The organism is Devosia sp. P1_H9, assembly GCF_056405135.1.
In genome coordinates this window covers 240,240-252,623 of the sequence record NZ_JBFUCQ010000006.1, presented here as the reverse complement: position 1 = coordinate 252,623, position 12,384 = coordinate 240,240, and the positions used below count along the sequence as shown (strand labels likewise).

The 12,384-nt window shown below is 65.7% G+C and carries 9 protein-coding genes; 5 read left to right on the top strand and 4 right to left on the bottom strand.

Features of this window, described 5'->3' with window-relative positions:
• The first annotated feature begins 100 nt into the window (after positions 1–100).
• From nadC to AC1DYL_RS13685, 5 genes are all read left to right on the top strand, one after another.
• Positions 101–985, top strand: coding sequence for a carboxylating nicotinate-nucleotide diphosphorylase (nadC, locus tag AC1DYL_RS13705; RefSeq protein ID WP_477173564.1), 885 nt, complete (start codon positions 101–103; stop codon positions 983–985).
• Positions 982–1,794: a 3'(2'),5'-bisphosphate nucleotidase CysQ gene (gene cysQ / locus AC1DYL_RS13700; protein WP_477173563.1), complete on the top strand. Its 813-nt coding sequence runs from the start codon at positions 982–984 to the stop codon at positions 1,792–1,794. The genes nadC and cysQ overlap by 4 nt, the downstream gene beginning before the upstream one ends.
• A 142-nt stretch (positions 1,795–1,936) precedes the next feature.
• Positions 1,937–2,485, top strand: a complete 549-nt coding sequence (locus AC1DYL_RS13695; RefSeq protein ID WP_477150318.1) for a PadR family transcriptional regulator — start codon at positions 1,937–1,939, stop codon at positions 2,483–2,485.
• Positions 2,486–2,500: 15 nt separating this feature from the next.
• Entirely contained in the window at positions 2,501–3,721 is a 1,221-nt protein-coding gene (locus tag AC1DYL_RS13690; RefSeq protein ID WP_477173562.1) for an efflux RND transporter periplasmic adaptor subunit, read from the top strand.
• On the top strand, positions 3,718–7,071 hold the full coding sequence (locus AC1DYL_RS13685; protein ID WP_477173561.1) for an efflux RND transporter permease subunit: 3,354 nt from the start codon (positions 3,718–3,720) through the stop codon (positions 7,069–7,071). Before AC1DYL_RS13690 ends, AC1DYL_RS13685 begins: the two co-directional genes overlap by 4 nt.
• 67 nt (positions 7,072–7,138) lie before the next feature.
• On the opposite strand, the gene AC1DYL_RS13680 is transcribed toward AC1DYL_RS13685, so the two are convergent.
• The 4 genes from AC1DYL_RS13680 to AC1DYL_RS13665 form a co-directional block, all read right to left on the bottom strand.
• Entirely contained in the window at positions 7,139–8,125 is a 987-nt protein-coding gene (locus tag AC1DYL_RS13680; RefSeq protein WP_477173560.1) for an acyltransferase family protein, read from the bottom strand.
• A 131-nt stretch (positions 8,126–8,256) separates the two neighbouring features.
• The gene (locus tag AC1DYL_RS13675) at positions 8,257–10,155 is read right to left on the bottom strand and encodes an ABCB family ABC transporter ATP-binding protein/permease (protein ID WP_477157346.1); all 1,899 of its coding nucleotides are present in this window, start codon (positions 10,153–10,155) and stop codon (positions 8,257–8,259) included.
• Complete coding sequence (locus AC1DYL_RS13670) at positions 10,155–10,472, bottom strand: ArsR/SmtB family transcription factor (RefSeq protein WP_477150313.1); 318 nt, start codon at positions 10,470–10,472, stop codon at positions 10,155–10,157. The genes AC1DYL_RS13675 and AC1DYL_RS13670 overlap by 1 nt, the downstream gene beginning before the upstream one ends.
• A 161-nt stretch (positions 10,473–10,633) precedes the next feature.
• On the bottom strand, positions 10,634–12,379 hold the full coding sequence (locus tag AC1DYL_RS13665) for a LysM peptidoglycan-binding domain-containing protein (RefSeq protein WP_477150312.1): 1,746 nt from the start codon (positions 12,377–12,379) through the stop codon (positions 10,634–10,636).
• Positions 12,380–12,384: the final 5 nt, after the last annotated feature.

The following is a 12,384-nucleotide window of genomic DNA, read 5'->3' as shown; positions in this document are numbered from 1 at the left end:
CGTTCCGGATGCGCAGCTAAGCGGCGGCTGAGGCGCCTCCGGCGGCATTGCTTGCCAGGGCGTCGTCGCGTAAACCCACCACGCCATCAGAGCCCAGCAAATGCGCGACACTGCCACCATCGCCGCCCCGCCCCCTGCCCTTGTCGAGGACGCAGTCCGACGGGCACTTGCCGAGGATCTCGGACTAGCCGGCGACCTGACCTCGCAGGCGACGATCCCGGCGGGGGCCGTCGCAACGGCGACGCTGTCGGCACGCGAGGCCGGGGTGATCGCCGGACTGCCGCTGGCGGTCGAAGTGTTCCGGCAGGTGGGCGGCGGGGTTTCGTTCGACCCGCAGGTGGCCGACGGCGCCACGGTGGCGAAGGGTGACATCGTCGCGGTGGTGGCCGGCGATGCGCGGCAACTACTGGCCGGGGAGCGGACGGCGCTCAACTTCCTGAATCATCTCAGTGGCATCGCGGCGCATACGCAGAAGTTTGTGCAAGCGGTCGCCGGAACGGGTGCGCGGATCTGCGATACGCGCAAGACCACACCCGGGCTGCGGGCGTTCGAGAAATACGCGGTGCGCTGCGGCGGTGGTTCGAACCACCGCTATGCGCTCAGTGACGCGATCCTGATCAAGGACAACCATGTCGCGGTGGCGGGCGGCGCCGGCAAGGCCTATCGCGCGGCGCGGGCAGCGGCTGGGCATCTGGTGGCGATCGAGATCGAGGTGACGAGCCTCAGCGAGCTCGAGGAGGTTCTGGATGCGGGCGCCATTATCGTAATGCTCGACAATATGGACAACGAACTGCTGAGGGCAGCGGTTCGGCTCAATGATGGGCGGGCGCGGCTCGAAGCTTCTGGCGGGGTGACGCTGGAGCGGGTGCGCGGCATCGCCGAAACCGGCGTCGACTATATCTCATCGAGCCAGATCACCATGGGCGCCAAGCCGCTCGACCTAGGACTGGACGTTGAAGTCCAAAGAGTCTCGGAAATCCAATGAGCAGCGACTTCACCGACCTGATGAACGAGGCTGCGATCGAGGCGGCCGAGGCGATCCGCGAGGTATATCAGCGGGGCGCCGTCGCCATGGAGAAGGCGGACGGCTCGCCGGTAACCGAGGCCGACCAGAAGGCCGAGGCGATCATCCTCGCCGTACTCGAGGCGACCGGCGTGCCGGTGCTGGCCGAGGAGAGCGTGGCGGCTGGGCGTATTCCCGAGCTGGGCGAGCGCTTCTTCGTCGTCGATCCGCTCGATGGCACCAAGGAGTTCCTGAAGCGCAACGGCGAGTTCACCGTCAACATCGCCTATTGCGAGGGCGGCCATCCGGTGAGCGGCGTCGTGCTGGCGCCGGCGACCGACGACATCTATTGGGGCGGGACCGCCGGGGCGTTCGCCGGCAAGGTCGCCGGCAGGCAGATCACCGATATTCGCGCGCTACGAGTGAGCGAAACCGAGCACCCGTTGCGGATCGTCGCCAGCCGGTCGCACGGGCATGCTGCACTGGCCGAGCTTTGCGACACGTTGCAGGTGGCAGAGGACGTGTCGGTGGGCTCGTCGCTGAAGTTCTGCCTTCTGGCCAAAGGCGCAGCGCAGCTTTACCCGCGGTTTACCCCAACTTCGGAATGGGACACCGCCGCGGGCCAGGCAGTGCTGCAGGCGGCGGGCGGTGTGGTACTGGGTCTCGACCGGTTGCCGCTGACCTGCGGACACCGGGACGCCAGCTTCCTCAATGCCTGGTTTGTGGCCGCTGCCAGCCAGGAACTCGCGTTGAAGGCACTGGTCGAAATGGTGCGTCTGGCCGACGCCTGACGGGAAACCGTTAGTATTCAAACGGTTGGCCATGAAGAAAATGCATGGCAGCCCGTACTTCACCCCTTGTTGCGCTTTCTCGCGGCTCCATATATAGGCCCGGCATATGCTGGTCCGTTATATGCCAGCCGGATAGGAAGCCATGAACGTCAGAACCATCTGCCTTGCCATCCTCTATGATGGCGAAGCTACTGGATATGAGATCAGGAAGCTCTCCGTTGAAGGGGAGTATTCGTATTTCATCGACGCCAGCTATGGCTCGATCTATCCGGCTTTGGCCAAGCTGGAACAGGAACAGCTAGTCACTTCGCGTGTCGAGCAACAGGACGGCAAGCCCGCCAAGAAGATCTACTCGATCACAACAGCGGGCCGTTCGGCCTTCATCCAGTCACTATTCGAAAAGCTTGGCGAGGACGAGTTCCGCAGCGAATTTCTGCTGTTCCTGCGCTTCGCCTCCGAGCTTCCCCAATCGCTGGTCGAGCAGCGTCTGAACGAGCGAATCGTCGAGGTCGACGCAACGCTCAAAGACTTCGACCGGCTCAAGCAACAACACAACCACCCCGGTGACGCCTGGGTCATCGATTATGGGCGCACTTGTATGCAAGCGGCCCGTGATTACATCGAGGCACATGGGGCCGAACTGATAGCGCTGGCGCGTCCGGATCGGGACGATGCCGCTGCGGCGGAATAGAGGGACTTTCAGATTATGCGAGCAATCATTTCTTACGGCGTTGCCGGGGCCATCGTCATAGCTGGAGCCCTGTGGCTCGGCAGCGGCGTATTTGTGGCCGGGGGCAACGGCCCGGGCAACGGCGAACGGCCGATCATTCCATTCCTGCACAGCAGCGCTACGGCTGCGGAGCATGAGTCCGAGGCGGGCGGGATCGACCCCCACCTGACCATCGCCGAGCGCGTCGCCGAGAACAATGGCGGCGAGGGCACAGTGCGCTCAGTGCGGACCGAGACCTACAAGGTTCAGCCGATGCCGCTGGACGTGCCGCTGCGCGGCCGGACCAAGGCCAAGTCGACCGCGACGATCACCCCAGAGACCAGCGGCATCGTCACTGCGGTGAACGTGACCAAGGGTCAGCTGGTGAAGCCGGGCGACCTGATGTGCACCCTCGACGAGGGCACCCGCGCCGCCGCCGTGGCGCAGGCCGAGGCCGCGCTGGCCCAGGCACAGAACGCCTTCGACTCGAACAAGGCGCTGCGCGACAAGGGTCTCGCCGCCACCAATACCGGCGTTGCCGCGGAGGCGACGCTGCGCCAGGCGCAGACCGCGTTCGACCAGGCCCGGCTCGAGTTCGACCGCGCCAAGGTGACCACCAAAGTGTCCGGCATCGTGCAGGACCCGATGGCTACCGTGGGCAGCGTGCTGAGCCCCGGCCAGGCATGCGCGACGGTGGTGGAGCTCGATCCGATGCTGTTCATCACCAACGTACCGGAATCGCGGATCGCCCGCGCCGAACTTGGCCTGCCGGCTGCGGTGACGACCGTCACCGGCCAGACGGTCGAGGGCAAGGTGAGCTTCATCGCGTCGCTTGCTGACGAGGCGACCCGGTCGTTCCCGATCGAGATCGAATTGCCGAACAAGGACGGCAAGGTGCTCTCGGGCATCACCGCCACGGCGACGGTCAATCTGGGCACCGTTCCGGCACATCTGCTGCCGCAGTCGGTGCTGACGCTCGATGACGACGGCGCACTTGGGGTGCGGGCCGTCAAGGACGGCGTCGTCGAGTTCTATCCCGTGACGATTATCTCGGACTCCCGCCAGGGCGTCTGGGTGACCGGGCTGCCGCCGACGGTGGACGTCATCACCGTGGGCCAGGAATTCGTCGTGCCGGGCCAAAAGGTCGACGCGACCAACGTTACGGGGACGCCGGCTTCGAGCGAGGCCGAAGCCGCTGCTGAAGGGGTGCAGTCATGATGAATTTCCTCGAACGCGTCCTGCGCATGCCGCGGGTCGTGTTGACGGTGATGGTGCTGTTGCTGTTTGCCGGCTTCAGCGCCTACGTGTCGCTGCCCAAGGAGAGCTTCCCGGCAATCGACATTCCGTATTTCTACGTGTCGACCAGCCAGACCGGCGTGTCGCCGCGCGATGCGGAGCGCCTGCTGGCCAAGCCCATCGAGGATCGCGTCAAGGACATTGACGGGCTCGAGAACTACACCTCGACCTCGACCACCGGCCACGCCTCGGTGTTCCTCGAGTTCAACGTGAATGCCAACAGCGACAAGGCGCTGGCCGACATCCGCGCCAAGCTCGACGGCGTCGCCGGCGACCTGCCGGATGATGCGACAGTGCCGTCGGTGACCGAGATCTCGTTCACCAACCAGCCCTCGATCTCGGTGGCGCTGTATGGCGACGTGCCTGAGCGCACGCTGGTGCAGCGGTCCAAGGACCTCAAGGAAGCGCTCGAAGAAATCCCGACCGTGCAGAGCGTGACCATTTCCGGCTCGCGCGATGAGATGCTGGCCGTGACCATCGACATGAACCGGCTCGAGGCGTTCAACCTCACAGCCGGCCAGTTGCTCGACGCGCTTGCCAAGAACAACATGGTGGTGCCGGGCGGTACGCTCGATACCGGCCGTGGCTCGTTCAACGTCGAGGTGCCGGGCCTCATCACCAACGCGCAGGACGTCTATTCGCTGCCGATCAAGACCGACGGCAATACCGTCGTCACCTTCGGCGACGTTGCGACGATCACCCGCACGTTCCAGGACGCCACGCAGTTCGCCCACGTGAACGGCCAGCCGGCCATCACCCTGGGCGTCATCAAGGAGCTCGGAACGAACGTCATCGACGTTTCCGACCAGGTCCGCAGCGTGACGACCGCGTTCACCAAGGATTGGCCGACCGGCATCCAGCACAGCTTCCTGATCGACCAGGCGGACCAGACCAAGAACCTGTTCCGCTCGCTCGAAGCGGCGGTGCTGACCGCTGTGGCCCTGGTGATGGTGACGTGCGTCGCGACGCTCGGCGTGCGCCCAGCGCTCATGATCGGTACTTCGATCCCGATCTCGTTCATGATCGCGTTTCTGATCGTGCAGATGCTCGGCATGACCATCAACATGATGATCATGTTCGGCCTGGTGCTCGCGGTGGGCGTGCTCGTCGACGATCCAATCGTGGTGGTGGAATACGCAGAACGAAAGCTGCAGGAGGGAGTCTCGAAGAAGGAGGCATTCATCCTCGCGGCGCGCAAGATGTTCGTGCCGGTGGTTTCGGCCACCTTCACGACGCTGGGCGCGTTCGTGCCGCTGCTGTTCTGGCCGGGCATCATCGGCAAGTTCATGAGCTACCTGCCGATCATCGTGATCGTGGTGATGTGCGCCTCGCTGCTTTCGGCGCTGGTGTTCATGCCGGTGATCGGCGCGATCATCGCCTCGACCCATGTGGACGCCAAGGCCAAGGAAGCCGCGGACGTCGTCATGTACCCGGACAAGTTCGACACCAAGAAGGTGAAGGGGCCGACGGGCGTCTATGTGCGCACGCTGCAGCACCTGATCCGGCACCCGATCCTGACGCTGCTCGGCGGCTTCACGATCGTTGGCCTGATGTTCTACACCTACATCGCCAACCCGACCGGCATGGAAGCCTTCCCGGCCTCCGAGGCCGAGTTCGGCACCGTCAACGTGATCGCCCGCGGCAACTACTCGCCCGTCCAGGTCCGCGACCTACTGGCCGAGGTCGAGACGCAGATCCTGCAGGTGCAGGGTGTGCAGGACTCGATCATGACCTTCTCGGGTGGTGGCGGCGACGGCTTCTCGAGCGGCGGTCCTCCGGACACCATCGGGCAGTTCAACCTGCAGCTGCAGCCGTGGAACGAGCGCGTCAAGGCCGAGGAGATCTTCCAGAACATCCGTGAGCGGGTGAAGGGCATCTCGGGCCTCGAAGTGCAGATCGCGGCGCAGGAGAACGGTCCGCCGGCCGGCAAGGCGATCAATCTGACGGTCCAGAGCACCAACTATGCCGACCTGGCACCCGTGGTGACGAAGCTGCGCAACTACGTCGAGAACGATCTCGGCGACACCATCGACGTGGAAGACGGCCGCCCCTCCCCCGGTATCGACTGGGAAGTGACGATCGATCGCGCCGCTGCGGCCAAGTACGGCATCGGCGTGCGTGAACTCAGCCCCTACGTGCAGCTGGTGACGTCGGGCGTGAAGCTCGGCTCGTACCGGCCTGACGATGCGGACGACGAACTCGACATCCGCGTGCGCCTGCCGCTCGACGAGCGCAGCTTCGACAGCCTCGACTCGCTGAGGATCGTGACCGAACAGGGCCTTGTGCCGGTCTCGAACTTCATCAAGCGCGAGGCGGTGCCGAAGGTCGCCAATATCAGCCGTAAGAATGGCCTCTACGTCATGGGCGTGGCTGCCAACCTGAACCCGGGCATCGCGGCGGACGCCAAGATCGCCCAGCTCAAGGAGTGGGTGAAGACGCAGGACATCCCGGCGACGACGACGGTGAAGTTCGGCGGTGCCGACGAGCAGATCGGCGACACCAACGCGTTCATCATGCAGGCCCTCGCCGCGGCGCTGTTCATCATCTTCCTGGTGCTGCTGCTCGAGTACAACAGCTTCTACCAGGTGCTGGTGACGCTCTCGACGGTCGTCATGTCGCTGGCGGGCGTGATGCTGGGTATGGTGGTCACCGGGATGAGCTTCTCGGCGATCATGACCGGCCTCGGTATCGTGGCGCTGGCAGGCATCGTGGTGAAGAACGGTATCGTGCTGATCGACACCTACAACCACTACAACCGTGGTGACGGGGTGGAGCCGACCAAGGCGATGCTGATCACCGCCGCGCAGCGCGTGCGGCCAGTGCTGCTCACCGCAACGGTGACGGCGCTGGGCGTGATCCCGATGGCGGTGAACGTCGAGTTCGACTTCATCCGGCGCGAGATCGTGTCGGGCGGCCTTGCCGGTTCGTGGTTCACGCACCTGTCGGCAGCGCTGGTTTCGGGCCTGTTCGTCTCGACCGCGCTGACGCTGGTGATGGTGCCGGTGATGATCACCGCGCCGAGCGTGATCAGGAACGGTTGGCTCGGCCAGCTGGTCGGCTCGATCTTCGGAGCGATCTGGAACGTCCTCGCGTGGCCGTTCCGGGCAATCTTCGGCGGCCGCAAGCACGTCGCGGTGACACCGGAAGGCGAGACGGTCGAGATCCCGGCCGACATCGACAGCTCGAAGCGCTTCATCAAGACCGAAGGTTCGGGCCTGGTGGAAACCGAGCAGGACGGCGTCACGGTGGTCAGCCGCCAGGCGGCCGAATAGCCGAAAGGCAGATACGAATTGGAAAGGCCCGGAGCGATCCGGGCCTTTCGTTTTTGGGGGTTACGCTCTAGGCCCTTGCCGGGCGGCTCCCGAGGGCCGAGCGGACGGCGCGAAAGGCGACGGTCAGCCCCAGGCTCACCCCGAAGCCCAGCGCGATCATCAGCCATGAATAGCGGCCGAGGCCGAGGTCGGAGGCTAGAACTTTCAGTACCAGCAGGTGGATGAGGTAGGCGCCGAAGGTGGCCTGGCCGAGGGTGGACCAGAGCGGGCTCTTCAGCTCGAGGCGCATGAACAGGATGGCGACGGAGAGGGCGTAGCCGAGGGTGGCGAGGGAGTAGTCGTGGCCCAGCGCGTAGCGGCCGACGATGAAGTAGCCCTCGGCGACATGAAGGGCGGCGAAGGCGAGCGCCGCCAACACGAGGGCGGCGATAGGCAGGCTCTGCAGGTCGTCGCGGCGGCGGAGGACGATGCCGGCGACGAGGAAAACCGGTGCGAAGAACAGGCCGTTGCGATCCATCCAGAACGGGAAGCCGTGGCCGAACAGCGGTTTGGAATAAGCGCCGATGACGGTCCCCGCTGCATAGAGCAGCAGCGTCGCGGCGATGGTCCAGCGCAGGCCGATGAACTTCAGCAGTGTCGCGACGACGGCCGTGCCGAGGACCAGCGCGGGCAGGAACCACAGGTGGAATGCCGGACCGCCGCTCCAGATGAGGAGCGTCACCCCCCATGGCGAGAGCTCGAAGCCGGGCCGGCCGGCATTGTCGAGGAGGCGAAGGGCGACGGTCAAAGCGAGAATCGCCGCAAAGGCCGGGAGGACGCGCCAGGCGACGCGGCCGACGAGCTTGAGAGGGCGCGCGAGGTCGGCGTCTTTCCAGAAATAGGCCGACATCAGGAAGAAGACCGGTACGGCGAAGCGGCTCAGTTCATCGAGCACGAAGCCGAGCGGTTTGTTGTCGGCAAAGCCGCCGCCCGCGACGTGGAGCGTCACGATGCCGAGGAGGCTGAGGACGCGGAGCGCGTCGAGCGAGGCGTTGCGGGATGGTGCTGAGGTCATTGGCCGACGCTGTGATGGTCGGGCGCAACGAATTGGTCAAGGGGTGGGTTGCATGCGGGCTCTGAAGCCGGAGCGACTGGCCATCTCCACCCGGCATGGGGTGGGGATGGCCACAGCCGCAATGCGACGGCCTACTCCGCTGCTGGAAGCCCGCGTTTGACGAAGCCCTCTGGGTCGTTGGCCGCGCGGCGGGCGAGTTCTTCGGCCTCGGAGGCCTCGCGCTGGCGGCTCCACATCTGGGCGTAGAGGCCCTGCCTGGCAAGGAGGCCCGAATGGGTGCCTCGCTCGGCGATCTGGCCGTCGCGGAGGACGATGATCTCGTCGGCATTGACGACGGTGGAGAGCCGGTGGGCAATGACCAGCGTGGTGCGGTTGGCCGAGACCACGTCGAGGGCGGACTTGATGTCTTCCTCGGTCTTCGAATCCAGCGCCGATGTGGCCTCGTCGAGGATGAGGATCGGTGGACCCTTGAGGATGGTGCGGGCGATGGCGACGCGCTGCTTCTCCCCACCGGACAGCTTGAGGCCACGCTCGCCGACCTGGGTCTGGTAACCCTTGGGCAGCGACTCGATGAAATGGCCGATCTGTGCCTGCTCCGCGGCCTTCCTCACCTCGGCATCGGTGGCGTCGGGGCGGCCGTAGCGGATGTTGTATTCGATGCTGTCGTTGAACAGCACGGTATCCTGTGGGACCATGCCGATGGCGGCGCGGAGGCTCTCCTGCGTTACGTCGCGGAGGTCCTGGCCGTCGATGGTGATCTTGCCCTCGATGACATCGTAGAACCGGTAGAGGAGCCGCGAGATGGTCGACTTGCCGGCGCCCGACGGGCCGACAACCGCGATGGTCTTGCCGGCCGGGACCTCGAAGCTGATGCCCTTCAGGATCGGGCGATCAGTGTCGTAGTGGAACTTCACATCGTCGAACTTCACCACCGGGCCGGTGACGGCCAGCGGCTTGGCGCCGGGCTTGTCCTGGATCTCGGGGGCGCGATCGAGCAGCTTGAACATCTCTTCGATGTCGGTGAGGCCCTGGCGGATCTCGCGGTAGACGAAGCCGATGAAGTTGAGCGGCCGGTAGATCTGCATCAGGAAGGTGTTGAGCAGGACGAAATCGCCCAATGTCAGGGTACGGTTCATGACGCCGAGCACTGCCATGACCAGGATGACCACGGTGCCGGCGTAGAAGATCAGCGCCTGGCCGAAGTTCAGGAACCCGAGCGAGGTCCAGATGCGGATGGCGGAGCGCTCGTACTTTTCCATCGAGGCGTCGAAGCGCCGGGCTTCCATCTTCTCGTTGGCGAAGTACTTCACCGTCTCGAAGTTGAGCAGGCTGTCGATGGCCTTGCCGTTGGCATCGGTGTCACTGTCGTTCATGTCGCGACGGATCGAGATGCGCCAGTTCGAGGCCTTGATGGTGAACCACAGGTAGAGCCAGACGGTGACGACAAGCACGCTGAGGTAGCTGACGCCGAACATGACGATGAAGATCACGCCGGTGATGATGAACTCGACCAGCGTGGGGGCGGTGTTGAGCATCGTGAAGCGCACGATGGTCTCGATGCCCTTGGTGCCGCGCTCAATCACCCGGCTCAGGCCGCCGGTGCGGCGGGCGAGGTGGAAGCGCAGCGACAGCTTGTGCAGGTGCTCGAAGGTCTGCAGAGCGAGCTTGCGCACCGCGTGCTGGCCGACCGAGGCGAACAGCACGTCGCGCAGTTGCTGGAAGCCGGCGTCGATGATGTTGCCGACCCCATAGGCGACGACGAGGACGATGGGCACCGCGAGCCCGAGGATCAGCCCGGCATCCGGCGTCGAACCATCGAGGCTGTCGATGATGCCCTTGTAGACAAAGGGGATCAGCGTGGTGGCGACCTTGGACACCAGCAGGGCGCCGATGGCGAGGATGACGCGGAACTTGAGGTCCGGCCGGCCCTCGGGCCACATGTAGCCCCAGAGATTGCGGACGGTGGCGAGCAGGCCGCCCTCCTCCGCGCTAACGGTGGGGCGCTTGGTTGCCTCTTCGGCAGTAGACATCAGGCGAGCTCTTTGACCGGGAGATCGGTGGTGGTGAGGCCCGAGAACAGGCCGTTGCAGGCGATGCCGAACTCGGCGAGGCGATCGGCCCGGAGCGAGTAGCAGTTGCGCGTGCCCTTGGGATGACGCTCGACCAGCCCGGCATCGAGCAGCACCTTGATGTGCTGGCTGACGGTGGACTGCGCCAGCGACAAATTCTGCGTGACATCGGTGCAGCAGCAATCGCCCGCACTCTGGGCGGCGAGGATGCGCAGGATGTTGAGCCGGACGGGGTGTCCGAGCGCCCGCATCACATTGGCGATGTCATCGTCGTGCATGGGGTTCATCGTCATTCAGCGATAAAAGATCGGCCGCGGCAAGGCAAGGCGAAACCACCTGCCCTACTGGGCAGTTGAACGGGATTTGCGGCGGGGCGCTGTCAGGGAATGGGGGTCGGGCGATGGCGTATGCGGCCCCCACTTCGCAGGGGAGGATAACCTCAGTCGTCCGTGACCAAGGGCAGGTCGAAGATCTGGCCGGGGAAGATGCGGGAGGGGCGGCGGATCAGGTCGCGGTTGGCGTGAAAGATCGTGCGGTAGTGGATGCCGTGGCCGTAATAGCGGTGCGCGAGGCTCCACAGCGTGTCACCACGGCGGATGATGGCCTTGCCGACATTGTACCGGCCGCTATCGGGATCACCGAACGGCAGGAGGCGCAGCACGGTGACCGGCTGGCCGGCGGGCTTTGGGGCCGGCACCACCAGGTCCGCAAGCAGCGCGGGGGCATCGGGCGGGTCGAGCGTGATGGTCGCCGGCTCGTGCGTGATGGTGTCGATCGGCGGCAGAGTGGTCGGCTGGAGCTCCGATGGGCGCAGGATGTCGACGGAGGCGGACTCGCGCTGAGGGTTTACAGCGGAGAGTTCGGGCAGCGGCTCGGGCTCTGACGGAGCCGGCAGGACGATGGCTTCCTCGATCGGCGGATCACGGGTGACGGGCGGCGGTTCGGGCTGGGCGGGGGGTGGCTCGGACAGTTGCGCCGGCTCTGGTACGGCAAGGGGTGCGGGCTCGGAGGTTGAGGCAACTTCTTCCGGTGCGACCGTGGTTGACGGAGTGGCCGGCTCGGCCGGAACCGTCGGCGCCGTGGCCACGGCTTCCGCGACCGGATCCGGTCCAGCGGCTGGAGCGACACCACTGCCGAGGTCGGGGGGGTCGGCGGGCTGCTCGTCGGGTGGCGTGCGATCGTGCGGCAACTCGATCTCCACCGTGATAGCCGCGGTGCCGAGCAGCTTGCCGGTCTCGGGTTCGATCGCTTCGATGCGCAGTTCGCGGCGCGGGCTATCGAGCAGGTTGCTGCCCTCGACCAGCCAGCGGCCCTGCTCGACGGGGCTCTCGCCGATCAGCTCGCCATCGGCGTAGAGCCGCATCAATGCGCCGGCGGGACCGGAGCCGGAGACAAAGCTCTGCTCGCCATCGAGTTCGATGGCGTCAATGGTCGGCGCCAGCACCAGCGGCGCGGCGATGACGGGCGTTGCGTCGGACTGGGTCTGGACCGGCGCGGTGTTGGCCAGATCGATGCCCAGTGGCGCGACTGCGAAGGGTGGGATCTGGGTAGGCACAACCGCCGGCGATGCAGGCGCGGGTTCGGGAGCCTCTGGGATCGAGCCCGGCGGTGGGGTGAGGTCGGCCTTCCACATCGGCGGATCGTAGGCAGTAGCGGCTGGCGCGTGGGCAGTTTCCGGGATGGCGGAGGTTTCCGCCGCTACAGCCATTTCAAACGCCGCAGGCTGATTGTCGGGTGGTACGCCACTCGGCGCGGCACTGTCGGCTTCCGCCGCGGCGGTGGTTTCGACGATGCTGGCCTCGCTCGACGCGGTCGGGGGCGGCTCTGAAGCGGCGGGCACCGGTTCGGGTACGGAGGGCCGCGGTTCGGTCGGGATGGCGGGCTGCGGGTCGACAGCGGCCACGGGCGCCGACACTGGGCTGAGCGCAGGTGGTGCCTCCGGAACCTGCTCGGCCGAGGACCCGGGCACCGTGCCCGGGAGATCGAACTTGCGGTCGGCCATGTCGCGCAGGCAGGTGACGACGCCGCGCGGATCGGCGGAACAGGCATCGACGGCGGGGATGCCGATGACGCCGAGCGCGACGGCCAAGGTCACCCCGGCGGCGCCGAGGGCGATGAGCAAGTTGCGGCGGTCGTCGGTCCGGCTCAGCGAGGCCTCCGGGAGTATAGGGGCAACCTGCCCCATACCGT